Below are 25,385 nucleotides of genomic sequence, written 5' to 3'. Positions count from 1 at the left end.
GACAGGCGTCGCGTTCAGCTGCGCACGGGAACGGGGAACCACCGCGCGGGCATGCTGAACAGCCACCGCATCCCGATCCTGTCCGCGGCGGCCTTCAGCCCGAGACTGATGCCGAACGTCGCCAGAATCACGGCGATCGAGTACAGCGCACCGACCTCGGTGTGGCGGGCGAGCCAGTCCGAGACGTTCGGCAGCGACCTGAGGAGATCGTTCAGCAGCAGGAACACGAGCGGATTGAGGATGAAGATCGGCAGTGTGTTCCTCCCGATCCGACGGAACACCGCCATCCACCGCTGGTGGGCGACGGTGCTGATGATGGCCACCATCGCTGCCACGCCCACGGTCGAGGTGAGCGGATCGGCGAGCCCGTAGGGACCGGTCGGACCCAGGAGCACGGAACCGACGTAGACCGCGGACCCCGCGAGGAAGATCCAGGTTCCGCGGCGCGACGTCAGCCACTCGGTGACGACCGGAAGACGCGCACCGAGAGAGAAGAACAGGGCTGCAGCGGCCACCTGACGGTACGGCTGCTCGAGGATGAACGGTGCGGCGACGCTGATGACCGCGCCCACCGAGACGACGATCCACGCCGGGACCCGCCGGGTGAGCCAGACGGCGATGAAGAGCACGACGAGCGCCCAGAGGTACCACATGTGCGTCTCCGGCGATCCCACGTTGCGCAGCATCATCCCGAGAGGACTCTCCGCGTCGAAGCCGTTCGCCGTGTTGTCGATCCAGATGAAACCAGCGATGAGGGCGACCCACAGCACGTAGAGGTAGGAGATCGCGAAGACCCGGCCGCGCCAGGCCGCCTGCCACGGCTTCTGCAGCGACCGCGACGCGAGATAGCCGGACACGAAGAAGAACAACGGGATGCGCAGCGGCGACGTCCAGTCGACGAGCTGCTCGATGAAGCCCATCACGCTGTGATTGCCGATCCAGAAGATCAGGTGCGAGGCCCACATGTGCAGGATGACGATGAGCGTCACACTCAGACCGCGTGCGGCGTCCGGCCACGCCAAGCGTTCTGCGCGGACGGGAGGGCGTGCGTCGGGCATGGGATCGACGCTACTGCGTCGTCGGACGAGCCGCGAACCGAGCCGCCGTTCGGCGTCGGTCGCGATCCGAAGAGCCGCGTGAAAGGGAAAGTGTGGAGCCTAGGAGATTCGAACTCCTGACATCCTGCTTGCAAAGCAGGCGCTCTACCAACTGAGCTAAGGCCCCGTGAGAAGGGTGGTGGGGCTACCAGGACTTGAACCTGGGACCTCTTCATTATCAGTGAAGCGCTCTAACCGCCTGAGCTATAGCCCCGTTCGGCACCTCGCGGCGCCAACCTCCAAGACTTTACCGGATGCGGACCGGTTTGACCAATCGCGGTCAGTTGGAGGTGAAGCCCACCAGCAGACCGCCGGTGACCTTGACCGCGAGGTTGTAGATGCCCGCGATGACCGCCCCGAGAACCGTCACGACGATGAGATTCAGGATGGCGACGACGGCGGCGAACGCCATGACCTGCGGGAGCCCCACGAACTGGCTGAGCGAGAGCGAGCCGTCCGAGAACGACTTGAAGAACTCGTCAGCCTGACCGATCAGACCGGTCGTCTGTACGACGAGGTAGACCAGCAGGAACGACACGACCGTCACGATCGCCAGTGCGACGGCCGCCAGGAACGACAGCTTCACCGCCGACCAGAAGTCGACGTAGACGAGGCGGAGACGAACCTGCTTGGCGCTCGTCTTGCTGCTCGACTTCTTGGCGAGCTTGTCGGCTACCGTGCTCATGCGTCAGTACTCTCCTCGGGAACGGTGGCGGCCGGCTCGGTCTCCTGGGATGCATCGGCATCTGCCGCATCCGCAAGGCGTCGCTCGCTGTTGCGGGCGATCGCGATGATCCGGTCGTCATCATCCGGTCGGGCGAAAACGACGCCCATGGTGTCGCGACCCTTCGCAGGGACCTCGGCCACGGCAGAGCGTACCACCTTGCCACTGGCAAGAACCACAAGGACCTCGTCGTCGTCTCCGACGATCAGAGCGCCCGCCAAATTGCCCCGATCCTCGTGCAGTTTGGCCACCTTGATGCCCAGTCCGCCGCGGCTCTGGACACGGTACTGATCCACATCCGTACGCTTCGCATACCCGCCCTCGGTGACCACGAACACGTCGCCGTCGACGGAGGCGACGGATGCCGACAGCAGGCTGTCGGTGCCGCGGAACGACATTCCCTTGACGCCCTCCGTGGAACGCCCCATCGGCCGCAGCGACGCATCCGTCGCCGTGAACCGCAGCGACATCCCGTGACGGCTGACGAGCAGGATGTCGTCGCTCTCGTCGACCAGCAGCGCTCCGACGAGCTCGTCCTCCTCGCGCAGACGGATCGCGATGACACCGCCCTGGCGATTCGTGTCGTACTCCGTCAGGCGCGTCTTCTTCACGAGTCCACCGCGGGTGGCGAGCACGAGGTACGTCGCGACCGCGTAGTCGCGGATGTCGAGGATCTGTGCGATCTCCTCATCCGGCTGGAGCGCGAGCAGATTGGCGACGTGCTGACCCTTCGCGTCACGGCCGGCCTCGGGGACCTCGTAGGCCTTGGCGCGGTAGACACGGCCCTTGTTCGTGAAGAACAGGAGCCAGTGGTGGGTCGTCGTGACGAAGAAGTGCTCGACAACGTCGTCGGCGCGCAGCTGCGCACCCTTCACGCCCTTGCCGCCGCGGTGCTGCGCCCGGTAGTTGTCGCTGCGCGTGCGCTTGATGTAGCCGGCGCGGGTGATGGTGAGCACCATCTCCTCTTCCGGGATGAGATCCTCCACCGACATGTCGCCGTCGAACCCGTAGAGGATCTGTGTGCGTCGCTCGTCGCCGTACTTCGCGACGATCTCCGTCAGCTCCTCGCGCACGATGGTGCGCTGGCGCGCGGGCGTGGCCAGGATGTCCTGGTAGTCCGTGATCTGCGCCTGCAGCTCTTCGGCCTCGTCGATGATCTTCTGCCGCTCGAGCGCAGCGAGGCGACGCAGCTGCATCTGGAGGATGGCATCGGCCTGGATGTCGTCAATGTCGAGCAGCTTCTTCAGTCCGCCGCGTGCATCGTCGACCGTCGCGGACGCGCGGATGAGGGCGATGACCTCGTCGAGCGCGTCGAGCGCCTTCAGGTAGCCGCGCAGGATGTGCATGCGCTCTTCCGCCTTGCGCAGGCGGAACGCCGTGCGGCGGACGATCACGTCGATCTGGTGCGTGATCCAGTACGAGACGAAACCGTCGAGCGAGAGGGTGCGCGGCACGCCGTCGACGATCGCCAGCATGTTCGCGCCGAAGTTGTCCTGCAGCTGCGTGTGCTTGTACAGGTTGTTGAGGACGACCTTGGCGACCGCATCCCGCTTGAGCACGACCACCAGTCGCTGACCGGTGCGGTCGCTCGACTCGTCGCGGATGTCGGCGATGCCGGTGATCTTGCCGTCGCGGGCGAGGTCGCGGATCTTGACGGCCACGTTGTCGGGGTTGACCTGGTACGGCAGCTCGGTGATCACGAGGCACGTGCGGCCCTGGATCTCCTCGATGTTGACGACGGCGCGCATCGTGATCGACCCACGACCGGTGCGGTACGCCTCGATGATGCCGCGCGTGCCGAGGATCTGCGCGGAGGTCGGGAAGTCAGGACCCTTGATGCGCTGGATGAGGGCCTCGAGCAGCTCCTCCTGCGTCGCCTCCGGGTGATCCAGCGCCCACAGCACACCATCGGCGACCTCGCGCAGGTTGTGCGGCGGGATGTTGGTGGCCATACCGACCGCGATGCCGACGGAACCGTTGACGAGCAGGTTCGGGAAACGCGCCGGGAGCACGACCGGCTCCTGCGTCTGCCCGTCGTAGTTGTCGACGAAGTCGACGGTGTCTTCCTCGATGTCTCGCACCATCTCGAGCGCGAGCGGGGCCATCTTGGTCTCGGTGTACCGGGGCGCCGCCGCACCCTGGTTGCCGGGGGAGCCGAAGTTGCCCTGGCCGAGGGCCAACGGATAGCGCAGCGACCACGGCTGGACGAGGCGGACGAGCGCCTCGTAGATGGGGGAATCGCCGTGCGGGTGGTACTGACCCATGACCTCGCCGACGACGCGGGCGCACTTCGAGAACGACTTGTCGGGGCGGAATCCGCCGTCGTACATGCCGTAGATCACGCGACGGTGCACGGGCTTGAGGCCGTCCTCCACGCGCGGCAGCGCGCGGCCGACGATCACGCTCATGGCGTAGTCGAGGTAGCTGCGCTGCATCTCGGACTGCAGGTCGACCTGGTCGATGCGACCGTGGTCGTGCTCGGCGGGCTCCGTCGTCGGACGCTCTTCGTCAGTCATTCGTCTCTTCTTCTCTGCGTCGGTGTCGTGTCATCTGACGGATGCGGCTCGCGCCGCATCCGGTGCGATCAGATGTCGAGGAACCGGACGTCCTTGGCGTTGCGCTGGATGAAGTGGCGGCGGGATTCGACGTCCTCGCCCATGAGCGTGGAGAAGATCTCGTCGGCCGCGGCGGCGTCGTCGATCGTCACCTGCAGCAGGGTGCGGGTCGACGGATCCATCGTGGTCTCCCACAGCTCCTTGGCGTTCATCTCGCCGAGACCCTTGTAGCGCTGGATGCCGTTGTCCTTCGGGATGCGGCGTCCTGCCGCGAGTCCCTCGGCCAGCAGCGCATCGCGCTCGACGTCGCTGTAGACGTACTCGTGCGGCGAGTTGGACCACTTCAGACGGTACAGCGGCGGCTGGGCGAGATACACGTAGCCGGCCTCGATGAGCCCGCGCATGTAGCGGAACAGCAGGGTGAGCAGCAGCGTGGTGATGTGCTGGCCGTCGACGTCGGCATCGGCCATGAGGACGATCTTGTGGTAGCGCGCCTTCTCGATCGAGAAGTCTTCGCCGATTCCCGTGCCGAACGCCTGGATCATCGCCTGCACCTCGTTGTTGCCGAGGGCGCGGTCGAGCCGAGCACGCTCGACGTTGAGGATCTTGCCGCGCAGGGCCAGGATCGCCTGCGTGTGCGGGTCGCGACCCTGCACGGCGGAGCCGCCGGCCGAGTCACCCTCGACGAGGAAGATCTCGCTGATCGAGGGGTCTTTGCTCGTGCAGTCCTTGAGCTTGTCGGGCATCGAGGCCGACTCGAACACGCTCTTGCGCCGCGCGGTCTCGCGAGCCTTGCGGGCCGCCATCCGAGCGGTCGCGGCGTCGATGGCCTTGCGGACGATGTTCTTCGCCTGCTGCGGGTTGCGGTCGAACCAGTCGCCGAGCTGATCTCCGACGACCTTCTGCACGAACGCCTTCGCCTCCGTGTTGCCGAGCTTCGTCTTGGTCTGACCCTCGAACTGGGGCTCGGAGAGCTTGACGGAGATCACCGCGGTGAGTCCCTCGCGCACGTCGTCGCCGGAGAGGTTGTCGTCCTTCTCCTTGAGCAGGTTCTGCGCGCGGGCGTACTTGTTCACGAGGGTCGTGAGCGCGGCCCGGAAGCCCTCCTCGTGGGTTCCTCCCTCGTGCGTGTTGATCGTGTTCGCGTAGGTGAAGACGTTCTCGGTGTAGGAGGTCGTCCACTGCATGGCGAGCTCGAGCGCGATGTGGCGGTCGGTGTCCTCCGACTCGAAATCGATGATCTCGTCGTTGACGACGTCGGCCTTGCGCACCCGGTTCAGGTACTCGACGTAGTCGACGAGGCCGCGCTCGTACAGGAACTCGTCGTGCGGCTGGACGGCGGTGACCTTGCCGTCGACCTCTTCGTCGACCGTGTGGTCGGGCCGCTCGTCGCGCACCGTGATCGCGAGTCCCTTGTTGAGGAACGCCATCTGCTGGAAACGGGTGCGCAGGGTGTCGTAGTCGAAGTCCACCGTCTCGAAGATGGCAGGGTCCGGCCAGAAGGTGATGGTCGTTCCGGTCTCTTCGGTCGGCACGCCCTGAGCGAGCGGGGCCTGGGGAACGCCGCCGTTGGCGTACGACTGGTTCCACTCGTAGCCCTGGCGCTTGACGGCGACCTCGAGGCGCGTCGACAGCGCGTTCACGACGGAGGAGCCCACGCCGTGCAGACCACCGGAGACCGCGTAGCCGCCGCCGCCGAACTTTCCGCCGGCGTGAAGGACGGTGAGAACGACCTCGACCGTGGACTTGCCCTCGGTCTTGTGGATGTCGACGGGGATGCCGCGACCGTTGTCGACGACACGCACGCCGCCGTCGGGCAGGATCGTCACCTCGATGCGGTCGCAGTATCCCGCGAGCGCCTCATCGACGGAATTGTCGACGATCTCGTACACCAAGTGGTGGAGTCCCCGTGGGCCGGTGGAACCGATGTACATGCCGGGGCGCTTGCGAACGGCCTCGAGTCCCTCGAGAACCTGGATCTCGTCTGCCCCGTACTCGTTCCGGACCGGTTCGGGGGTGCTCTGTCCGTCGTGGGGAACGCTGGAGGGGGTGGGGGACGTCATAGGTTTCGAGCGCTCCGGTTCTAGTAGACGGACCGTCCCAGTCTATCAAGCGGAGGCTCGCCACGGGGCGTGTACGCCCGTGTGGCGTCGTAAACGGACGCGAGATACGTCCGTACATGCCTTATCCGTAGGTATCCCGGGGACCGCGCCCTGGAACGGCTCTGGGACCCCATTTCCAGGAGGGGACGTCCGGGCCGACGAAGCGGACGTTCTGCACGCCCGCATCCGGGAAGCGCTGCGCGATCGTCGTCACGATGTGCGTACGCATCAGGCGCAGTTGCTTCGCCCAGGCGGTCGAGTCGCACTGCACGGTGAGCACTCCCGCATCCAGTCCCACGGGGCGCGTGTGCCTGGCGGTCTCCTCGCCGGCGACGACCTCCCACTGCCGCACGAGGTCGGCACGAGCGAGGAGCGGGTCCCATCCGGCCTGCTTCGTCCAGTGTGCGAGCACGTCGCCGACGCCGTGCGGGTCGCGACCGGGCGTGAACGGGACGCCTTCGTCTTCGGCGCCTCGACGCGTGCGCCTCTTCGCACCGCGACGCGACGTCGGTTCGAGTCCGCGCAGACGCAGATAGGTGCCGAGCGTCTCGGGGACCTCGTCCTCATCACTCATCGTCGCTCACCTCGAGGATGCGACCGGCCTCGACGCGCACCGTGCGCCCGCGAAGCTCTTCGGGAACGTCCGCCTCGACCGCAGCGGTCACCACGACCTGCTCGAAGTCCGCGACGAGGGATGCCAGCCGCATCCGCCTGTCGGCGTCGAGCTCGGCGAAGACGTCGTCGAGGATCACGATGGGATCTCCCAGCAGCGAATCCGCGCGCAGCAGCTGCGCGGAGGCGAGCCGCAGCGCGAGCGCCACCGACCAGGACTCGCCGTGCGACGCATACCCCTTCACCGGAAGCGAGCGGATGCGGAGAATGAGGTCGTCACGGTGCGGACCGACCAGCGTCACCCCGCGATCGAACTCTGTCGCGCGCTTCGCCGCGAGGGCGGCACGGAAGGCCTCCGCTGTCACGGCTCCGGAGGCGACGCGCTGGTCGTCGTCGTCCTCCGGATCGAAACCGGCGATGGAGTTGGCCCACTCGAGCTCGGGCGAGTGATCGGCGCCGGCGATCGCGGCATAGGCGGCGACGAGGTGCGGATGCAGGTCGGCGGCGAGGCGTGCACGTGCCTCGATGATCTCGGTACCGAGCGCGACGAGCTTGTCATCCCAGACATCCAGGGTCGGGAGCGCGTCGCCGCGCAGACCTCGGGCGCGCGCGGACTTGAGCAGTGCGGTGCGCTGCTTGAGAACGCGGTCGTAGTCCGCGATGACGCCGGCAAGGCGGGGGGAGAGCTGGACGAGCAGCTGGTCGGCGAACCGGCGGCGTGCGGAGGGGTCTCCCCGCACGATCTGCAGATCCTCGGGAGCGAAGAGCACGACCTGCGCATAGCGCGGCAGTTCCGCCGAACGCACCGGAGCGCCACCGACGCGCGCCTTGTTGGATCCCTGCTTGTTGATCTGTATCTCAAGCTGGATGTGGCGCTCGCCGTGACCGAGGCGTGCGCGGACGAAGGCCGCATCCGCTCCCGAACGCACCAGGGGTGCGTCGGCAGACACCCGATGCGAGCCGAGGGTCGCGAGATAGGTGACGGCTTCGGCGAGGTTGGTCTTGCCCTGGCCGTTGCGCCCGACGAGCAGGTTCGCCCCGCGAGTGAACTCCAGATCGGCGTGTTCGTAGTTACGGAAGTCGACGAGACTCAGGCGTTCCACGATCACCGGACAACCCTACGGTGACGGTGCGACGCGATCAGCGCAGCAACAGGTTCGGCTGCAGCAGGTACTTGAACTCGCCCTCGCCGGCGCGCTCCACCGATGTCTGCGGTGTCACGAGGATCGGGCTGAGCTTGTTCGCGTTGTCGCTGGAGGTGAACGTGATCCGGGAGAACTCGCTGCGCACGGCCGAGAGCGACTCGAGGAGGTACTGCGGGTTGAGCCCGAGGGTCACGTCGTCGCCTGTCAACGTCGCATCGACGGACTCGGAGGCGCGCGCCTGTTCTGTTCCCGATGCCTCCATGGCGACGCCCTCTGCGGTGAACGTGAAACGCAGCGGCGCGGAGCGGTCGAGCACGAGCGCGACACGACGCACCGCCTCGGCGAGCTCCGCGGTGTTCACGACGGCGTGATGTGCGGTCTGCTCGGGGAACAGGCGACGCACGGGAGGGAAGTTGCCCTTGATCAGCAACGACGTCACCGTCTTGTTGCCGGAGGTGAAGGCGATGATCTCTCGGTCGCCCGAACCGGAGAACGCGATGGAGATGTTCTCGCCGTGCGAGAAGGTCTTGCCGACCTCCTGCAGGGTGCGCGCCGGGACGAGGGCCGTCGTGCTCTCGCCGTCGGTGGTGGCGGGGCCGTCCCAGGGGATCTCGCGCAGCGCGACGCGGTACCGGTCCGTCGCGACGAGGCTCAGCTGCGTTCCGCTCACTTCGAGCTGGACACCCGTGAGCACGGGCGTGACGTCGTCGCGTGACGCGGCGAAGGCGACCTGGGCGATGGCGGTCGCGAACTCCTCTGCAGGAACGAGACCGGACTCGCCGGTCACCTCCGGGATCGCCGGATACTCCTGCACCGGCATGGACGCCAGCGTGAATCGGGCCGATCCGCAGGTGAGCAGGATGCCGTCGTCGTCCACCTCGATCTGAATGGGGGCGTTGGGCAGGCGGCTGGCGATGTCCGAGAGCAGACGACCGTGGACGAGGATCGTGCCGGGAGCCTCCACCGACGCCTCGATCGTGGTGCGCGCGGAGGCCTCGTAGTCGAAGGCCGACAGGGAGAGTCCCTCGGAACCGGCTTCGATGAGCACGCCCGCGAGGATCGGCTGCGGGTTGCGCTGGGGCAGGAGCTTGACGACGAACGATACGGCTTCGCTGAAAACGTCGCGATTGACCTGGAACTTCACAGTGCTCCCTCTCCGGCGGGCTGGGCTTACCCATGCTAGTGCTGCGAATGGTCCAGACGAAGAACACGCTTCCCGCCCCCAGAGGTGATCGCACGTTGATGAAGAGTGATGTGAGAGTCATCTTGTTAACAGCTGTGCAAACTGTGGATAAGTCGGTGGATGACTCTCGGCTCATGGGAACTACAACCGTGTGAGATGTGGACGCGCTGCGGACGGAGCTGTCGAACGCGGATCGCGTCGTTCGCCGGGTTCGAACGTTCTCCACACGTGATCGCCGTGTCGTTCACATCGCCCGTCGGCGTTTCGCACAGTTATCCACAACTTGTCCACATGTGTGAAAGCGGAGGATGAGGCCGCGCGCGGCGATTGTCAAATGAGAGTCTTCGGCCACCGGAAACGACGAACCCCACGGCGTGCGCCGTGGGGTTCGTCGGGGGCTCAGCGACCTGCTCTGCCGAGCTGGGTGGTGATCTCGGAGACCTGGTTGTAGATCGAACGTCGCTCCTTCATGAGGTCGCTGATCTTCTTGTACGCGTACATCACGGTCGTGTGGTCACGGTTGCCGAACAGCTGACCGATCTTCGGCAACGAGAGGTTGGTGCGCTCCCGGCACAGATACATCGCGATCTGACGTGCCGTCGCGATGGCCTGTGAACGGCTCGATCCGTAGAGGTCGTCGACCGACAGCTTGAAGTACTGCGCAGTGGCCGTGATGATGTCGGTCGGTGAGATGACGTTGGTGTCGTCCTGGTCGACGATGTCCCGCAGCACCTGCTGTGCCAGTGACATGTCGAGCGTCGATCGGTTCAGGCTGGCGAACGCCGACACGCGGATGAGGGCGCCCTCGAGCTCGCGGATGTTGCTGGAGACGACGGTGGCGATGTATTCCATGACCTCCGGCGGGATCTGGAGCCGCTCGTTCTGCGCTTTCTTGCGGAGGATGGCGATGCGGGTCTCGAGGTCCGGCGCCTGGACGTCGGTGATGAGACCCCACTCGAAGCGGCTGCGCATCCGATCCTCGAAACCGGTCAGGTGCTTCGGCGGGACGTCGCTGGTGATCACGACCTGCTTGTCGTGGTCGTGGAGCGTGTTGAAGGTGTGGAAGAAGGCTTCCTGGGTCTCGGCTCGTCCCTGGAGGAACTGGATGTCGTCGATCAGGAGGATGTCGACGTCGCGATAGCGCGCCTGGAAGGCCGAGCCCCGGTTGTTGGCGATCGAGTTGATGAAGTCGTTCGTGAACTCTTCGCTCGAGACGTAGCGCACGCGGATGCCGGGATACAGGCTCAGGGCGTAGTCGCCGATGGCGTGCAGCAGGTGTGTCTTGCCCAGACCGGAGTCCCCGTAGATGAAGAGCGGGTTGTAGGCCTTGGCGGGTGCTTCGGCGACGGCGACGGCTGCCGCGTGGGCGAAGCGGTTGGACTGGCCGATGACGAACCGATCGAAGGTGTACTTCGGGTTCAGCCGGGTGTCTGCACGGGCGGATGCGGGATCCGCGGTCTCCGCGGCCGGCGCGGGTGGGGCGACGGGCTGCTCGATCACCATGGTCTGCACCGGGACCTCTGCCGTGAGGTGCGCGTCGATCAGCTCCGGATTGACGACGACTCTGAATCCCGTGACATCGTTCGTCGAGGCCTGCGCGAGGGCTTCCAGGATCATGGGACGAAGCCGCTTGTTGAGCTGCGCGGCCGTGAGGTCGTTGGGCACATCGAGGTACAGGAACCCCGACATCACGCCCTGGGCGACCGCCAGGTTGAGGAACCCGTGCATCTGCGGCGAGACCCGGGCGTCCGTGCCGAGGATCTCGAGAGCCGCCGACCACACCGGGACGTCGGGAGTGTCTTGCGCGGTCATGGTCCCCTTCTTGGCCCGGCGAGAACGCGCCGGTGCGCGACACCTGTGGATAACTGCGCGAGCCACGCTAGTCAGCGAGGCTCCAGAGAGCAAACTCCGGCGTCGTTCCGGGGGTGTGTCGATTCGAGGGGTCGGGGACAGTGCTGTGGATAATGGCGGGTTGACCTACGCGGTTTGAGTTCTCGGGGTTCGCGCCTTAGTCTTAGTCGGTTGACTTATGCCCTCGAGGCAGTCCCCGACCACGTCTGAAGGCTTCGCCTTCGGGTGGCAACCGTTTCCCGGAGAGATCCCATGAGCAAGCGTACGTTCCAGCCCAACAACCGCCGTCGCGCCAAGAAGCACGGCTTCCGCGCTCGCATGCGCACCCGCGCCGGCCGCGCCATCCTTTCGGCACGCCGCGCCAAGGGCCGCACCGAGCTCTCGGCCTGACCCTTCCGTTGCTCTCGCGGCCGAACCGACTGACCGACGGCGCCGAGTACAAGGCTGTCGTCCGTCGCGGCGTGCGATGTTCCGGTCCCCACACCGTCACGTACGTGGTGGCATCCGGTGACGATCGTGCCGCACGATTCGGATTCATCGTGAGCAAGAAGGTCGGCACGGCGGTCGTTCGCAATCGCATCCGCCGGCGACTCAAAGCTATCTGCGCGTCCGCGCTCCCGACCGTGGTCAGGGGCGCGGACGTTGTCGTGCGCGTACTGCCCGGTGGTGCGGACGCTTCGTTCGACGATCTCGACGCCGAAGTGAAGCGATGCCTGGCCCGGAGGGCATCGTGAGCACGTCGACGCTGCCGATGGCGTCGATCGGCCAGGCGACGATGCCGGAGCACGGCTGGCTCCGCGCGATTCCGCTGTTGCCGCGCAACATCATGCTCGGTCTTCTCCATGGTTACCGTGCGACGATCTCGCATACATACGGCGATGTCTGCAAGTACTACCCGTCCTGCTCCGCCTATGCGGTGGGGGCGGTTCAGCAGCACGGTGCGGTGAAGGGCGCGGCATTGACCGCCGCCCGGATCGCTCGGTGCCACCCCTGGGCCGAGGGCGGGATCGATGATCCGCCTGCCCATAAGGACTTCTCCCACGCACTGACCCGGCACGGATTCGTCGTGCCACTGAGAAAGGACTGATCCCCGTGGATCTGGTACTTGCGACCGCGACGCAATCATCGGGCGGCTTCGACCTGATCGGGACGATCCTGTGGCCGCTCAAGTGGGTTGTCGAGATGGTGCTCGTCGCCTGGCACGCGATCTGGACGTTCCTTGGTCTGCCCGGCGATTCGGGCCTCGCCTGGGTGCTGTCGATCGTCGGTCTCGTGATCGTCGTGCGCGCGGCGCTCATCCCGCTGTTCGTCAAGCAGATCAAGAGCCAGCGCAAGATGATGGAGATCGCTCCGGAACTGCGCAAGGTTCAGGAGAAGTACCGCGGCAAGCGCGACCAGCTCTCTCGCGAGGCCATGAGCCGCGAGACCATGGCGCTGTACAAGAAGCACGGCACGACGCCCATCTCGGGATGTCTGCCGCTGCTCGTGCAGATGCCGATCTTCTTCTCGCTGTACAGCGTGCTGAACGACGTCGCCAAGCACGCGGCGGCCGGGATCGGTGGTGTGGGGTTCCTCGATGCGAACCTGACGTCAGAGTTCTACAACGCCAACCTGTTCGGCGCGTCCCTGCATGACACCCTCGTCGGCGCCTGGGGACGACCCGACGGCACGGTGACGGTCATCATCCTGCTCGTCCTCGTCGTTCTGATGATCGCTTCGCAGTTCTTCACCCAGCTGCAGATCATCTCGAAGAACCTGTCCCCCGAGGCCAAGACCGGTCAGGCGTACCAGATGCAGCGCATCATGCTCTACATCCTGCCGCTGGCCTTCGTCTTCTCCGGTATCTTCTTCCCGCTCGGCGTCGTCGTCTACTGGTTCATCAGCAACATCTGGACGATGGTGCAGCAGTTCCTCGTCATCCGGAACCTGCCGACCCCGGGCTCTGAGGCGGCGAAGGCCCGCGAGGAGCGTCTCGCTCGGCGTGGCAAGGCCATCGACAGCAGCGGCAAGGTCGTTCCGATCGAGAAGTACCAGGCCGAGCAGCAGCGTCTTCTCGAGGAGGCCGAGCGTAAGCGGGCCGCAGCCCCGAAGCGCCAGCAGCCCGTCGGCAAGCAGCGCGCCAAGAAGCAGTCGGGCAAGCAGCCGCCCGCCGCGAAGAGCGGCGCCTCCGACTCCGAACCCTCCAGCTGAGGAGACCCGCCATGACCTCTGAACTCTCTCCCACCACGACCGACAGCGTCGAGCAGCTCGAGCAGGAGGGCGACGTTGCGGCCGACTTCCTCGAGGGTCTCCTCGACATCGCCGATATCGGCGGCGACCTGGCGCTGGATGTCCGCAACGATCGTGCGTACGTGTCGATCGAATCGGATGGCGACGACTCGCTTCGCGTGCTGTCCGACCCTGACACGGTGAGCGCGCTCCAGGACCTGACCCGCCTCGCGGTGCAGAACCGCACCGGTCGATTCTCCCGCCTCATCCTCGATGTCAGCGGGTCGCGTGATGCGCGTCGCCGCGAGCTGGAGGCTCTGGTCGACCGCGCTGCCTCGCGTCTGGAGGACGGCGCATCGCAGGCGTCATTGCCGGCGATGTCCAGCTACGAGCGCAAGGTCGTTCATGACATCGCGGCCGAGCGTGGGCTCGTGTCGGAGTCCTATGGCGAGGGCGCTCAGCGTCACACCGTGCTCCGTCGCGCGTGAATGTTTCACGTGAAACATTGATGGACGAACTCGAGCAGGAACCGGATGCGGCGTCGACGATCTTCGGAGACGGCATCGATCGCGCCCGCACCTTCACGCGCAATCTCGCCAGGGAAGGCGAGCTGCGCGGACTGATCGGTCCACTGGAGCTGCCCCGGCTGTGGACGCGTCACATCCTGAACAGCGCGGTGATGGCACCGCTCGTTCCGGTCGGCCTCATCGGTGACGTCGGCTCCGGCGCGGGTCTGCCGGGCATCGTCGGGGCGATCGCACGCCCTGACGTCCAGTGGGTGCTGATCGAGCCGATGGAGCGACGCACTCAGTGGTTGCAGGAACAGGTCGACGAACTCGCTCTGGACAATGTCGAGGTCTTCCGTGGTCGGTCACAGGACTGGACTCGTGGCGCCAGCCTGGATGCGGTGACTGCCCGCGCAGTGAGCGCTCTGCGCACGCTTCTCCCGATCACCGCACCTCTCGTACGTGACGGGGGAGAGCTGATTCTTCTCAAGGGCGCTGCCGCCGATGCGGAGATCGAGAAGGCCGCGAAGCAGGCTCGCACGCACCGTGTCGTCGATCTGCGCGTGCAGGTCGTGGGGGAGGGTGTTCTCGACGTGCCGACTCGGGTTGTTCGAGGTCGAGTACAGCGGTCCTGACGTGATGTTTCACGTGAAACATCACGTCATGGCTGTCGATGGCGACGATTAGAGTGGACAGGGTTCGATGCTGGCGAAAGGCGAAGTGTTTCACGTGAAACAATCCGACGACACCCGCGACGGACTTCGGTGACGACACCCCCCTTGCCCGCGAGCTCGCGGACCTCCGCGCTCGGAGACGCGCCCTCGAGGACTCCACCGTGACGCTGCCGACCGGCACTCGCACGCTCACCGTCTCGAACCAGAAGGGTGGCGTCGGTAAGACGACGACCACCGTGAACCTTGCGGCTGCGCTGGCGAGTGTCGGCGCGCGCGTGCTGGTGATCGACCTCGATCCGCAGGGGAACGCATCCACTGCTCTGGGTGTGCCGCACACCGCCGACATCCCGAGCGTCTACGACGTGCTGATCGACGAGTTTCCACTCGCCGACATCGTGCAGACGAGCCCGGAGTCCCCGTTGCTCACCTGTGCGCCGAGCACGATCCACCTCGCCGGCGCGGAGATCGAGCTGGTGTCACAGGTCGCGCGCGAGCACCGGCTTCGCCGCGCACTCGAGGAGTATCTGGCCGCCGCCGAGGAGCCGCCGCACGTCGTTCTCATCGACTGCCCGCCCTCGCTGGGATTGTTGACCATCAACGCGTTCACCGCCGCCGACGAGGTTCTCATTCCCATTCAATGTGAGTACTACGCGCTCGAGGGCCTGAGCCAACTTCTCGGCAGTGTGCAGATGATCCAGAAGCACTTGAATCCGCCGCTCCACGTATCGTCGATCCTGCTGACGATGTACGACGGGCGTACGCGACTTGCGCAGCAGGTCGCTGAGGAAGTACGCACGCACTTCCCGAAGGAAGTCTTGAACACGGTGATCCCGCGCTCGGTGCGGGTCTCCGAGGCGCCGAGCTTCGGACAGACCGTCATCGCCTACGACGGCCAGTCGGCAGGCGCGGTGGCCTACCGTGAAGCTGCCGTAGAACTGCTGGCTCGCGAGGCCGATGAGGCTACGTCGACCATGAACGAAGGAGAACACTGATGGCCAAGCGAACGGGACTCGGTCGGGGGATCGGCGCTCTCATCCCGACATCGGAGGGTTCCGAGGCGCGTCCTGTCGACGTGTTCTTCCCCGGCGCTCCGGCGCCGAAGACGGATGCGATGAACGAAGAGGCTCCGCACGAGGAGCTGCTCGCTGTTCCCGGCGCGCGCTTGATCCAGGTGGATCCGCACGCGATCGTTCCCAACCCCCGTCAGCCCCGGACGAACTTCGACCCGGAAGACCTTGCGGAGCTGGTGCACTCCGTGCGCGAGTTCGGTGTGTTGCAGCCGGTCGTCGTGCGCGACACCGGTGAGGGTACCTACGAACTGATCATGGGAGAGCGCCGCACGCGTGCGGCACGCGAGGCGGGACTGGAGACGATCCCCGCCATTCTCCGTGAGACCGCGGATGAAGACCTGCTCCGCGACGCTCTTCTCGAGAACCTGCACCGGTCGCAGCTGAATCCGCTCGAAGAGGCGTCGGCCTATCAGCAGCTGCTCGAGGACTTCGGCATCACCCAGGAACAGCTCGCGACGCGCATCGGTCGTTCGCGTCCCCAGATCTCCAACACCATTCGCCTGCTGCGCCTGCCGGTCCCGGTGCAACAGCGTGTCGCGGCCGGCGTCCTCTCGGCGGGCCACGCCCGTGCGATCCTCTCCGTCGAAGACGGCGAGAGCATGCAGCGTCTCGCAGACAAGATCGTGAACGAGGACCTCTCGGTCCGGGCGGCGGAAGCCGCCGCCAAGGGCGCTGTCACCGTGAAGCGGCCGGCGCCGAAGGCGGGCGCGCGCCGCGCGCATCTCGACGAGATCGCAGAACGGCTGGGGGATCGCCTCAACACGCGCGTGAAGATCTCCATCTCCGCACGAAAAGGCCAGATCGCGATTGATTTCGCAACCATCCAGGACCTGAACCGCATCCTCAGCGAGCTCGGCGAGGAAGAGCTCGGCGCTTCTCGCTGATCGAAGCGGAGAATCGCTCCTGACAAACCGAGTCCGGTCGGTTCATTGCGTTACGACTCTCCGTTTCGACTCGCTTCGCTCGCTCAACGACCGGCAGGGGCTGTGTGATCGTTGAGCGAGGAGCACAGCGATCAGACGAAACGTAGGCTGGAATCATGACCTCCGAATCCCCACGCCGTCGAGCGAGCCTCGAACTGCTGCGGGCGGAAGCCGCGGACGAACTGGCCGCCCTCATCCACGAACGACTCCGTGAGGGGGAGGATCCGTGGGACTTCATGGAAGACCTCCCCACCGTCGATGAGCTCGTCGTGTTCCTCTTGCGCGCAGAGAACATCGCCGAAGCCGGCGGCAGCAAGCCGTCCGAGGCGCGCCACTACCGCGTGCTCCGTCAGATCGCCTTGGACTATCCGCCGCTGACCCGCGCCGTCTGGCGTCTGCTCGGCGAGACGAACACGTCGCGTCGGTGGGACGCGACCGTGCGCCCTGAGGCGTCCTGAACAGGACACGGAAGAGCCCCCCGGAGGATCTCCGGGGGGCTCTTGCGTGTCGGGAAGCGGATCAGCCGATGAACGCGGCCAGATCCTGCTCGAGCGCGAACTTCGGCTTCGCGCCGATGATCGTCGTCTTGACCTCGCCACCCTGGAACACCTTCATCGCCGGGATGGAAGTGATCTGGTACTTCATCGCGAGATCGGGGTTCTCGTCCACGTTGAGCTTGAGCACCGTGATCTTCTCGGGGTTCTCCGCCTGGATCTCATCGAGAACCGGGGCAACCATGCGACACGGGCCGCACCACTCTGCCCAGAAGTCCACCAGGACAGGACCATCCGCCTCGAGGACATCCTGGTTCCAGGTGCTCGAGCTGGTCGCCTTCGCGCTCATTGTCATTTCCCTTCGTAAGCCTTACTCGTACCGAACACCCGACGGGGTCCGGATGTTCCCTCAGACGACCGGCAGACCCTCGATCTGGTCGGCGTCGGGCTGCGGTGCGCCCGCCTCTTCCAGCGCAGCGAGGAAGTGCTCCGCGTCCAGCGCGGCGATCGTTCCGGAAGCAGCTGCGGTGACGGCCTGACGGTAGGTCGGATCGATCACGTCGCCCGCCGCGAAGACGCCGGGCATCGACGTGCGCGACGAGCGGCCGTCGACCCAGATCGTGCCCTCGGGGGTCAGGTCGAGCTGACCGTGGACGAGCTTCGTGCGCGGGTCGTTGCCGATCGCGACGAACACGCCCTGCAACTCGAGCTCGCGCGTCGAACCATCGACCGTGTCTTTCAGGACGACGCCGGTCACCGCCTCGTCACCGAGGATGTCGACGACCTCGCTGTTCCACACGAACTCGATCTTCTCGTTCGCGATCGCGCGTTCCTGCATGATCTTGGAGGCGCGCAGCTCGTCACGGCGGTGGATGACGTAGACCTTCGTGGCGAAGCGCGTCAGGAAGGTGGCCTCCTCCATGGCGGAGTCGCCGCCGCCGACGACGGCGATCGTGCGCTCGCGGAAGAAGAAGCCGTCACAGGTCGCGCACCACGACACGCCGCGGCCGGAGAGGTGCTCCTCCTTGGGCAGGCCGATCTTGCGGTACGCGGAGCCGGTCGCGAAGATCACGGCGGCGGCCTCCTCGACCGCGCCGGAACCCAGCTGCACACGCTTGACGGGGCCGGAGAGGTCGAGCTCGGTGACGTCCTGGTAGAGGATCTCGGCGCCGAACTTGCGGGCCTGCTCCTCCATCTTCGTCATGAGCTCGGGGCCCTGGATCCCCTCGGGGAAGCCGGGGAAGTTCTCCACCTCGGTGGTGTTCATGAGCTCACCGCCGACCTCGACGGAGCTGGCGATGACCAGCGGCTTGAGGTTGGCCCGGGCCGCGTAGATGGCGGCGGTGTAGCCCGCGGGGCCGGAGCCGATGATGATGAGCTGACGCACGTGCGTTCTCCCTCGTGGTTTCAAAGTGCTCAACATATGGTATCCGCGGGACATTCCCGCGGTCCGTTTGTCAGCGTCTGGAAAGGATGCGGCGAAGCGGTCGCAGCGCCGGGGCCAGTTCGGGGGTCCGCAGCGCCGCGAGGACGCCCAGGTACACGACCAGGGTGGCCGCGCCGATGATGCAGGTCCCGACGGCACCGAGCATCTTGTCGGAGGTGGTCCATCCGGTGTCACCACCGAGGAGGAGGTAGACCCCCCACCCCGCCGCAGCCGCCGGCAGAGCGGCGACGGTGTAGCGCGCGATCGCGACGAACCACGAACGGATGCCGAGGGAACCGATCCGCCGACGCAGCAGGATGGCGGCGAGAACCGCCTGCACGATGATGGCGATCGACTGGCCGAGCGCGACGGCGGCCGCGAGCCACGGCGTCGGCGCGAGCCAGGCGGCGGCCAGAGCGGTGGCGATCACCAGAACCGCCTGCACGGTCGTGAAGACGAACGGCGTGCGGGTGTCGTCGTAGGCGTAGAACGTGCGCTGCAGGACGAACAGCACCGAGAGCGGCAGCAGGCTCACGAGATAGGCGATCAGCACCGGGGCGAGCTCGGCCGCATCCGCCGCGTTGTTCACGATGATGCGCGATGCCGGGACCGAGGCGACCACGAGCGCCGCCGTCGCCACGACGATCAGCAGGCTGATGATGCGGATGCTGCGCGACACGTCGCCGCGCACCTCATCGGTGCGGCCCGCCGAGGCGTGCTCGCTGATCTGCGTGAAGTACGGCGTCCCGATCGAGAGAACGATCACCGAGTACGGCAGCATGAAGATGAGCCAGGCGGTCTGCGTCGCGAGCGTCGAGGCGCCGTCTCCGGTCGCCTCAGAGATGACCCGGCTCTGGACGAGACCCGCGATCTGCCCGACGACGACCATCGCGGCGGTCCAGCCCGCCAGGCGCCCCATGTTGCGAAAGCCCAGGCCCCGCCAGCGGAAGTCCGGGCGCAACCGGAGCCCCGTGCGCCGCCAGGACACGAGCAGGATCAGCGCTTGCACCGCGATGCCGAAGGTGGCCGTGCCGCCCAGCGCGGCGATGGATGCGCCGTTCCAGTCCGAGACGGCAGAGCGATCGCCCCCGATGACGAGCATCAGCAGCAGGAACCCGGCGATGGAGATGACGTTGTTGAGCACCGGGGCCCAGGTGAACGGCCCGAAGATGCGTCGCGCATTGAGCGTCTCGCCCAGGAGGGAGTACAGACCGTAGAAGAAGATCTGCGGCAGGCACCAGTAGGCGAACGCGGTCGCCAGGGCGTGTTGCTCGGGGCTGTAGGCGGGCGCGTAGAGCGTGATCAGCACCGGCGCCAGCAGCATCGCCACGGCCGTGACGGCGAGCAGGACCACGATCCCCGCGGTGAACAGGGCGGAGATGAAGCGCTGGCCCCGATCCTCCCTCGCGCTCGCGCGCACGATCTGCGGCACGATGACCGCGGTGAGCACGCCCGCCGAGATGATCGCGTAGACATTGTTCGGGAGCTGGTTGGCCTGCGCGAAGGCATCGCCCGCGCGGGAGGACATGGTGCCCAGGACCCCCACCAGCACGATGGTGCGGAGGAGACCCGTGATCCGGGAGACGAGCGTTCCCGCTCCCAGCAGCACGCTTGCCCGGCCCAATCCGCTCACGCGTTCTCCTCGTCGTCGGTGCGGGCCGCATCCGCCTTGTCGCGCTTACGGCGCCGGATGGTGCGCACGACGCCGATCGTGAGGAAGGCGGCCGCCACCACGATGAGCGCGGCGAGGCCGATTCCTTCCCAGTCGGCTCGGACGTTGACATCGACCGTCTGCGTCTGCCCGATGGGGACGTACGCGGGGCTGCGCAGGCTGAGGTCGATCTTGACGTCGCCGTTGCCGATCCGCGCGTTCACGGGAACCTCGACGAGCGTGTTGGCGGATGCGGCGGCGACCACGGCGTTCTCGCGCTCGACGTCAACGCGGAGATCGTCCGGGGAGGCGACGAGCACGACGTTCACCGGATAGGGCAGGTCGTTGCGCACCCAGAAGCGCAGGTTGGTTCCCGCTGTCAGCAGGTTGAGCGCCGTCGAGGGAACGATCGACACCGAGTCGAGTGTGGTCGTCGTCGCTTCCGCGTGCGCGGCGACCGCGCCCTGCCAGCCCGTCGGATCGCCGAGCCAGGCGCCGCCGAGAACCTGGAGGATCGCGGCGCGCTCGCGTCCGGTGAGCAGCGAGGGGTCGTCGAGGATCGTGGCGAAGCTGTCGATCTGCGCGGCCCCGGCGAGCATGTTCGTCAGCGCCGCCGGACGCGAGGGGTCGACCGAGCCCGCCGAGACCTGGACCTCTGTCGGGGAGGCGCCGAGCATGCTCGACAGCCCGACCGGGGTCATGCCCGCGGTCGCCGCTGAGATCGCCCCGCGCAGGCCCTGTGCGTCGCGGACTGCCGCTCTTCCGAGGGTGACGAGGATCGGGGAGCCCTGCGCTGTCGCGGACGCGAAGGTCAGATGCGCTGCCGCGGCCGCCGCATCCGCCGCTCGGGTCGTGGGCTGGGTGGCGGTGGATGCGGCCTGCAGCGCCGCGGATGCGCCTGCCGACGCGACGAGCAGATCACCGCCGCCGGTACGCGCGTGCGAGGTGGATGCGGGGGTGACCTGCGTGCTGTCGACGATCGTGATCGCGCCCGGCGTCGCCGCGGTGAGCCATGCGACGAGCTCGGGCGAGGCGGTGCCCGACGGCGGCCAATAGATCGTCGAGGCGGCGTCGGCACCCACGTCGAGGAGCGCGTCGAGGGTCGGCGGTGCGGGGTCGGACTGCTGCGCGTCCGTCGGAGCCGGCGTGGGCGCGGCCGGCTGAGCCTTCAGATCCACGTACGCGTTCAACGACGTCGGCGTGAGCGGCGCCCCCAGCCCCGCCGCGAACTGCGTGCTCACATCGGCGTCGCCGTACTGCAGTGCGAACCGCGGGTTGGGCAGGTTCATCAACCGCTCCAGCCACGCCTGAGCAGACTCCGGAGCGGAGGTGCCCCGCGCCCGGATCGAGGCCACGATGGCCGGATCGACGGCGAGGATCGCGGAGGTTCCCACGACGGCGTCGAGTTGTGCGGTCAGAGCGCCGTCGGCTGCGGTGAGGGACGCCAGCTGGTCGGTCGACAGCATGCCGGTCGTCAGCGCCGGCGCGGTGATGGGCACGATGACGGCGACGGTGCCCGTGGGGCCGGTGCCGATCGTGACAACGGATCGCGCCGTCTCGCCGGCGACGCTGACCCACAGCGGGTAGACACCCGCGCCGCGGCCCGCGAGCGCGGGGTCGTCAGCCGCGACGATCACGCTCGCCGAACTCGATTGCCCGGGCGCGGTCTCCTCGATCGCGCTGGATCCGATCACACGGCCGGCGGGGGCATCGGCCGACCCCGACAACCACGCGTCGAGGGCAGCGGACCCGTCCAGCGGTGCATCTGCGAGCAGCAGCTCCGCCGTCGAAGCGGGGGTGTTCGACGCCGTGCCGTTCTCGAGGGAGACGAGCGCAGTGAGCGCCTCGCCCGTCGCCAGCACGCCACCGGACAAGGGCGCCACCGCGACCTCGACGGTTCCCGTCGCGGACGGCGAGGGCGTCGGGGTGGCGGCCGCCGCCGGGGCGGCGATCCCCAGCACGATCGCGACGGCGATGAGCGGCGCGAGAAGAAGTCGTCGCCGCCGGAATGCGGGGGTGCCCGTGCGGGCCGAAGTCGGAATCATTCGTAGCTGAGCAGGCTCCTGTGCGGAGAATCCGCAGGGTCGGGAGCGAGTCTACGGGCCTCGGCCTGGGATTCACCGAGCGCGCGCCCGGGTTGAATGGACTCATGCACACCGCCATCGCCTACCGCCTCGCCGACGATCTGCGCGCTGCGGGCTTCACGACCGCGGCTCTCCGCTTGCTCATCGGCGCCGCCGCGGAGTCGGCGCTCGCGCGGGCCGTCGCCGTCCCGGCCCGACGGGCCCTCGCGCGGCATCCGCACGACGCCGTCGCCGTGCTCGCGCGCCTGTTCGTGTTGGGCGACGTCGTCGATGCCGCATCCGTAGCCGAGGCACTGCCCGGCACGGGACTTGCGGATGCCGAGCGGCTCGGCGTGATCGAACGCCGCGGTGAGAGCGTGGCGCCATCGGTGGCGGTGCGACCGCACGTGTTCGCCGACGGCGGCGAGGGATGGATCGCCAGCGATCTGGACGAGCTCGCCGGCGTCTTCCCGTTGCGTGCGGACCACGTGCTCGGCGTCGGCGGAGCCGGCAGGACGCTCGTCTCCCTGCTGCCGGCGACCGGTGACGGCCGCGCCCTGGACCTCGGATGTGGCTGCGGGCTGGTGGCCTTCGAGTTGCGCCGGAGAGGGTTCGCCGTCGTCGCGACCGACATCTCGCCGCGCGCACTGTGGTTCACGCGACTGGGCGCGGCGCTCAACGGCCTGGAGGGCATTGATGTCCGCGAGGGCAGTCTGTACGAGCCGGTCGGCGACGAGCGCTTCGAGCTGATCGCGTCGAACCCGCCCTTCGTGATCACCCCGCGGGTCGCCGGCGTGCCCGCCTACGAGTACCGGGACGGTGGTCGGTCGGGGGATGAGCTCATGCGCGAGGTCGTCGCCGGCGCCGCATCCCACCTCGTCGACGGCGGGCGTGCGGTGATGCTGGGCAATTGGGAGGACCGTGAGTCTCTCGCGGGGCTGGAGCGGGTGCGCGCGTGGACGGAGGGCGTCGGCGCGTGGGTGATCGAGCGCGAGCAGCTCGATCCGGCCCGGTATGCCGAGCTGTGGGTGCGCGACGGCGGCACGAGGCCCGGCAGCGACGAGCACGAGGCGCTGATCGGCGCGTGGCTCGACGACTTCGACAGCCGCGGCGTCACGGGTGTCGGGCTCGGCTGGGTTCAGCTCATGCGCGGCTCGGGACTGCGCCGCTTCGAGCGTGTGGCGCAGGGGGTCGACCCCGCGGTGCTCGCCGTGCACACCGCTGCGGCGTGGCGGGCCGCAGCGTGGCTCGACCGCACCGATGACATGGTGCTGGCCGCATCCGTGCTGCGCGTCGCCGCCGATGTCACCGAGGCGCGGCATCACCTTCCCGGTGCGGAGGCGCCCAGCGTGATCGAGCTGCGACAGGGAGGCGGACTCGCCCGCACCGTGTCCGCGGACCCGGCGCTCGCCGCGCTCGTGGGCGCGAGCGACGGTGAGCTGCCCGTGGGTGTGCTCATCGACGCCATCGCCGACCTGCTCGAGGTCGATGCCGGAGCGCTGCGAACCGACCTGCTTCCGCGGGTCCGCGAGCTGGTGCTGACCGGGATGCTGGAGGTGCCGCGCGGCGCGGCCGATTAGGCTCGTTGCATGCTCAACATGGCCGACGGTCTCGCGCGCCTGGGCACCCTCGCCTCCTCGCCCGTCGTCGTCGTGCTCGCGGACGCCTTCGCGGACGCGGGACACGAACTGGCCGTCGTCGGCGGTCCGGTGCGCGACGCGCTGCTGGGGCGGACCACGCACGACCTTGACTTCACGACGGATGCGGATCCCGACCAGATCCTGCGCATCGTCACGCCGATCTCGACCGCGCAGTGGGACATCGGCCGGGCGTTCGGCACGATCGGCGCCCGCATCCGCGGCGAGCAGGTCGAGATCACCACGTATCGCGCCGACGCCTACGACGGCGAGACCCGCAAGCCCGTCGTCGCGTTCGGCGATTCGCTCGAGTCGGACCTCGTCCGCCGCGACTTCACCGTCAACGCCATGGCGCTCCGTGTGCCGGGCCCGCAGCTCGTCGACCCGCACGGCGGCATCGAGGACCTCGTCGCCGGCGTACTGCGCACCCCCACCGATCCGCGGATCAGCTTCGGTGACGACCCCCTGCGGATGCTCCGGGCGGCTCGCTTCTCCTCTCAGCTCGGTTTCACGGTCGACGCCGACGCGGTCGCGGCGATCACCGAGCTGCGTGAGACGCTCGGGATCGTGAGCCCGGAGCGCATCCAGGGCGAGCTCGTGCGTCTGCTGCAGACCGACGACCCCGTGCGCGGCCTGCGACTGCTGGTCGAGACGGGGCTGATCGACCAGTTCCTCCCCGAGGTGCCGGCGCTGCGTCTCGAGGTCGACGAGCACCATCACCACAAGGACGTCTACGAGCACTCGCTCACCGTGCTACGTCAGGCGATCGAGCTCGAGCGCACCCGGCACCCGGACGCCGCTCCCGACGTGCCGCTGCGCCTCGCCGCGCTCCTCCACGACATCGGCAAGCCCGCCACGCGCCGGCTGGAGCCGGGTGGCGCGGTCACCTTCCACCACCACGACGTGAAGGGGTCGCGGATGGCGCGCAAGCGCCTGCGCGAGCTGCGGTTCGACTCGGCGACGATCGAGTCCGTCGCGCTGCTGATCGAGTTGCACCTGCGCTTCTTCGGCTACGCCGAGGGCGCGTGGACGGATGCGGCGGTGCGCCGCTACGTGCGGGATGCCGGCGACGAGCTGGAGCGCCTCCACATCCTGACCCGCGCCGACGTGACCACGCGCAACAAGCGCAAGGCGACGCGGCTGCGTCTGGCCTACGACGACATCGAGCGGCGCATCGACGAGCTGCGCGCGCAGGAGGAGCTGGACGCCATCCGTCCGGAGCTGGACGGGAACGAGATCCAGCAGATCCTCGGCATCCCGCCCGGCCGAGAGGTGGGCGAGGCGTATCGGTTCCTGCTCGATCTGCGCCTGGATGAGGGTGTGCTCGGGCCTGAGGAGAGCGAGCGCCGCCTGCGCGACTGGTGGGCGGCGCGGGGCTGACCCCCACCGGCCGCTGCGTGGCCGCATCCGCTCAACAGGAAGAATCCGCCCCTCAGGACGATCCGATGTGAATCGTCCTGAGGG

Annotated in this window: 22 protein-coding genes, 2 tRNA genes and 1 pseudogene; 11 read left to right on the top strand and 14 right to left on the bottom strand. The window is 67.5% G+C overall.

What is annotated here, in order from left to right:
• Positions 1-14 precede the first annotated feature (14 nt).
• The 10 genes from QE374_RS09160 to dnaA form a co-directional block, all read right to left on the bottom strand.
• A complete protein-coding gene (locus QE374_RS09160; RefSeq protein WP_309734177.1) occupies positions 15-1,058 on the bottom strand; it encodes an acyltransferase family protein in 1,044 nt (347 codons plus the stop codon).
• A 93-nt stretch (positions 1,059-1,151) separates the two neighbouring features.
• Positions 1,152-1,224, bottom strand: a tRNA-Ala gene (locus QE374_RS09155).
• 10 nt (positions 1,225-1,234) lie between these two features.
• Positions 1,235-1,311: transfer RNA gene (locus QE374_RS09150), tRNA-Ile, on the bottom strand.
• A 66-nt stretch (positions 1,312-1,377) separates the two neighbouring features.
• On the bottom strand, positions 1,378-1,782 hold the full coding sequence (locus QE374_RS09145) for a DUF3566 domain-containing protein (RefSeq protein WP_137418500.1): 405 nt from the start codon (positions 1,780-1,782) through the stop codon (positions 1,378-1,380).
• Positions 1,779-4,337, bottom strand: a complete 2,559-nt coding sequence (gyrA, locus tag QE374_RS09140; RefSeq protein WP_309734173.1) for a DNA gyrase subunit A — start codon at positions 4,335-4,337, stop codon at positions 1,779-1,781. Before gyrA ends, QE374_RS09145 begins: the two co-directional genes overlap by 4 nt.
• A gap of 68 nt (positions 4,338-4,405) precedes the next feature.
• Positions 4,406-6,439 (bottom strand): DNA topoisomerase (ATP-hydrolyzing) subunit B, encoded by a 2,034-nt coding sequence (gene gyrB, locus QE374_RS09135; RefSeq protein ID WP_309734171.1) that lies wholly within the window; start codon positions 6,437-6,439, stop codon positions 4,406-4,408.
• A gap of 121 nt (positions 6,440-6,560) precedes the next feature.
• Positions 6,561-7,052 carry a DciA family protein gene (locus QE374_RS09130; RefSeq protein WP_309734169.1) on the bottom strand — a complete coding sequence of 164 codons (492 nt, stop codon included), beginning with the start codon at positions 7,050-7,052 and terminating at the stop codon, positions 6,561-6,563.
• Positions 7,045-8,199 (bottom strand): DNA replication/repair protein RecF, encoded by a 1,155-nt coding sequence (gene recF / locus QE374_RS09125; RefSeq protein WP_309734167.1) that lies wholly within the window; start codon positions 8,197-8,199, stop codon positions 7,045-7,047. The genes QE374_RS09130 and recF overlap by 8 nt, the downstream gene beginning before the upstream one ends.
• Positions 8,200-8,230: 31 nt before the next feature.
• The gene (gene dnaN / locus QE374_RS09120) at positions 8,231-9,379 is read right to left on the bottom strand and encodes a DNA polymerase III subunit beta (protein ID WP_137418505.1); all 1,149 of its coding nucleotides are present in this window, start codon (positions 9,377-9,379) and stop codon (positions 8,231-8,233) included.
• A 438-nt stretch (positions 9,380-9,817) separates the two neighbouring features.
• A complete protein-coding gene (dnaA, locus tag QE374_RS09115) occupies positions 9,818-11,230 on the bottom strand; it encodes a chromosomal replication initiator protein DnaA (protein ID WP_309734165.1) in 1,413 nt (470 codons plus the stop codon).
• A gap of 291 nt (positions 11,231-11,521) precedes the next feature.
• Here dnaA and rpmH point away from each other — a divergent pair, with 291 nt between their 5' ends.
• The 9 genes and pseudogenes from rpmH to QE374_RS09070 all read left to right on the top strand — a co-directional run bounded on the left by rpmH (position 11,522) and on the right by QE374_RS09070 (position 17,108).
• Positions 11,522-11,659, top strand: a complete 138-nt coding sequence (rpmH, locus tag QE374_RS09110) for a 50S ribosomal protein L34 (protein ID WP_022879826.1) — start codon at positions 11,522-11,524, stop codon at positions 11,657-11,659.
• A 71-nt stretch (positions 11,660-11,730) separates the two neighbouring features.
• Entirely contained in the window at positions 11,731-12,003 is a 273-nt protein-coding gene (gene rnpA, locus QE374_RS09105) for a ribonuclease P protein component (protein ID WP_309736659.1), read from the top strand.
• Between the two features lie 17 nt (positions 12,004-12,020).
• Positions 12,021-12,356 (top strand): membrane protein insertion efficiency factor YidD, encoded by a 336-nt coding sequence (yidD, locus tag QE374_RS09100; protein WP_309736657.1) that lies wholly within the window; start codon positions 12,021-12,023, stop codon positions 12,354-12,356.
• A gap of 5 nt (positions 12,357-12,361) precedes the next feature.
• The gene (gene yidC / locus QE374_RS09095; RefSeq protein ID WP_307321385.1) at positions 12,362-13,459 is read left to right on the top strand and encodes a membrane protein insertase YidC; all 1,098 of its coding nucleotides are present in this window, start codon (positions 12,362-12,364) and stop codon (positions 13,457-13,459) included.
• Between the two features lie 11 nt (positions 13,460-13,470).
• Positions 13,471-13,965: a R3H domain-containing nucleic acid-binding protein gene (locus QE374_RS09090; protein WP_309734148.1), complete on the top strand. Its 495-nt coding sequence runs from the start codon at positions 13,471-13,473 to the stop codon at positions 13,963-13,965.
• Positions 13,966-13,985: 20 nt separating this feature from the next.
• The gene (gene rsmG / locus QE374_RS09085; RefSeq protein ID WP_309734146.1) at positions 13,986-14,618 is read left to right on the top strand and encodes a 16S rRNA (guanine(527)-N(7))-methyltransferase RsmG; all 633 of its coding nucleotides are present in this window, start codon (positions 13,986-13,988) and stop codon (positions 14,616-14,618) included.
• Positions 14,619-14,719: 101 nt separating this feature from the next.
• Positions 14,720-15,649, top strand: a pseudogene (locus tag QE374_RS09080) (ParA family protein); the annotation flags it as partial.
• Positions 15,649-16,611: a ParB/RepB/Spo0J family partition protein gene (locus QE374_RS09075; protein ID WP_309734145.1), complete on the top strand. Its 963-nt coding sequence runs from the start codon at positions 15,649-15,651 to the stop codon at positions 16,609-16,611. The pseudogene QE374_RS09080 and the gene QE374_RS09075, both read left to right, overlap by 1 nt.
• A gap of 155 nt (positions 16,612-16,766) precedes the next feature.
• The gene (locus QE374_RS09070) at positions 16,767-17,108 is read left to right on the top strand and encodes a tryptophan synthase subunit alpha (RefSeq protein ID WP_309734142.1); all 342 of its coding nucleotides are present in this window, start codon (positions 16,767-16,769) and stop codon (positions 17,106-17,108) included.
• Positions 17,109-17,169: 61 nt separating this feature from the next.
• Here QE374_RS09070 and trxA read toward each other — a convergent pair whose 3' ends face one another.
• From trxA to QE374_RS09050, 4 genes are all read right to left on the bottom strand, one after another.
• Positions 17,170-17,493 (bottom strand): thioredoxin, encoded by a 324-nt coding sequence (trxA, locus tag QE374_RS09065; protein WP_137418515.1) that lies wholly within the window; start codon positions 17,491-17,493, stop codon positions 17,170-17,172.
• 60 nt (positions 17,494-17,553) lie between these two features.
• Positions 17,554-18,531, bottom strand: a complete 978-nt coding sequence (gene trxB / locus QE374_RS09060; protein ID WP_309734138.1) for a thioredoxin-disulfide reductase — start codon at positions 18,529-18,531, stop codon at positions 17,554-17,556.
• Between the two features lie 70 nt (positions 18,532-18,601).
• On the bottom strand, positions 18,602-20,203 hold the full coding sequence (murJ, locus tag QE374_RS09055) for a murein biosynthesis integral membrane protein MurJ (protein ID WP_309734136.1): 1,602 nt from the start codon (positions 20,201-20,203) through the stop codon (positions 18,602-18,604).
• On the bottom strand, positions 20,200-22,266 hold the full coding sequence (locus QE374_RS09050; protein ID WP_309734133.1) for a DUF6049 family protein: 2,067 nt from the start codon (positions 22,264-22,266) through the stop codon (positions 20,200-20,202). The genes murJ and QE374_RS09050 overlap by 4 nt, the downstream gene beginning before the upstream one ends.
• A gap of 104 nt (positions 22,267-22,370) precedes the next feature.
• On the opposite strand from QE374_RS09050, the gene QE374_RS09045 reads away from it, so the two are divergent.
• Both QE374_RS09045 and QE374_RS09040 read left to right on the top strand, forming a co-directional pair.
• Positions 22,371-23,864, top strand: a complete 1,494-nt coding sequence (locus tag QE374_RS09045; protein ID WP_309734132.1) for a methyltransferase — start codon at positions 22,371-22,373, stop codon at positions 23,862-23,864.
• 9 nt (positions 23,865-23,873) lie between these two features.
• Complete coding sequence (locus QE374_RS09040) at positions 23,874-25,301, top strand: CCA tRNA nucleotidyltransferase (protein WP_309734130.1); 1,428 nt, start codon at positions 23,874-23,876, stop codon at positions 25,299-25,301.
• Positions 25,302-25,385 lie beyond the last annotated feature (84 nt).

The organism is Microbacterium sp. SORGH_AS_0428 (genome assembly GCF_031453615.1).
Lineage (GTDB): Bacteria > Actinomycetota > Actinomycetes > Actinomycetales > Microbacteriaceae > Microbacterium.
Note: the sequence above shows the minus strand (reverse complement) of the source record. Positions and strands in the feature narration are given on the sequence as shown.

What these genes read in the sequence shown, in the direction of transcription:
- QE374_RS09075 (WP_309734145.1), top strand. Translation starts at nt 15,649, where the DNA reads ATGGCCAAGCGAACGGGACTCGGTCGGGGGATCGGCGCTCTCATCCCG.
- QE374_RS09145 (WP_137418500.1), bottom strand. Translation starts at nt 1,782, where the DNA reads ATGAGCACGGTAGCCGACAAGCTCGCCAAGAAGTCGAGCAGCAAGACG.
- QE374_RS09070 (WP_309734142.1), top strand. Translation starts at nt 16,767, where the DNA reads ATGACCTCCGAATCCCCACGCCGTCGAGCGAGCCTCGAACTGCTGCGG.
- dnaA (WP_309734165.1), bottom strand. Translation starts at nt 11,230, where the DNA reads ATGACCGCGCAAGACACTCCCGACGTCCCGGTGTGGTCGGCGGCTCTC.
- trxA (WP_137418515.1), bottom strand. Translation starts at nt 17,493, where the DNA reads ATGAGCGCGAAGGCGACCAGCTCGAGCACCTGGAACCAGGATGTCCTC.
- gyrB (WP_309734171.1), bottom strand. Translation starts at nt 6,439, where the DNA reads ATGACGTCCCCCACCCCCTCCAGCGTTCCCCACGACGGACAGAGCACC.
- rsmG (WP_309734146.1), top strand. Translation starts at nt 13,986, where the DNA reads ATGGACGAACTCGAGCAGGAACCGGATGCGGCGTCGACGATCTTCGGA.
- QE374_RS09050 (WP_309734133.1), bottom strand. Translation starts at nt 22,266, where the DNA reads ATGATTCCGACTTCGGCCCGCACGGGCACCCCCGCATTCCGGCGGCGA.
- yidD (WP_309736657.1), top strand. Translation starts at nt 12,021, where the DNA reads ATGGCGTCGATCGGCCAGGCGACGATGCCGGAGCACGGCTGGCTCCGC.
- rpmH (WP_022879826.1), top strand. Translation starts at nt 11,522, where the DNA reads ATGAGCAAGCGTACGTTCCAGCCCAACAACCGCCGTCGCGCCAAGAAG.
- QE374_RS09160 (WP_309734177.1), bottom strand. Translation starts at nt 1,058, where the DNA reads ATGCCCGACGCACGCCCTCCCGTCCGCGCAGAACGCTTGGCGTGGCCG.
- QE374_RS09130 (WP_309734169.1), bottom strand. Translation starts at nt 7,052, where the DNA reads ATGAGTGATGAGGACGAGGTCCCCGAGACGCTCGGCACCTATCTGCGT.
- QE374_RS09090 (WP_309734148.1), top strand. Translation starts at nt 13,471, where the DNA reads ATGACCTCTGAACTCTCTCCCACCACGACCGACAGCGTCGAGCAGCTC.
- QE374_RS09040 (WP_309734130.1), top strand. Translation starts at nt 23,874, where the DNA reads ATGCTCAACATGGCCGACGGTCTCGCGCGCCTGGGCACCCTCGCCTCC.
- QE374_RS09045 (WP_309734132.1), top strand. Translation starts at nt 22,371, where the DNA reads ATGCACACCGCCATCGCCTACCGCCTCGCCGACGATCTGCGCGCTGCG.
- gyrA (WP_309734173.1), bottom strand. Translation starts at nt 4,337, where the DNA reads ATGACTGACGAAGAGCGTCCGACGACGGAGCCCGCCGAGCACGACCAC.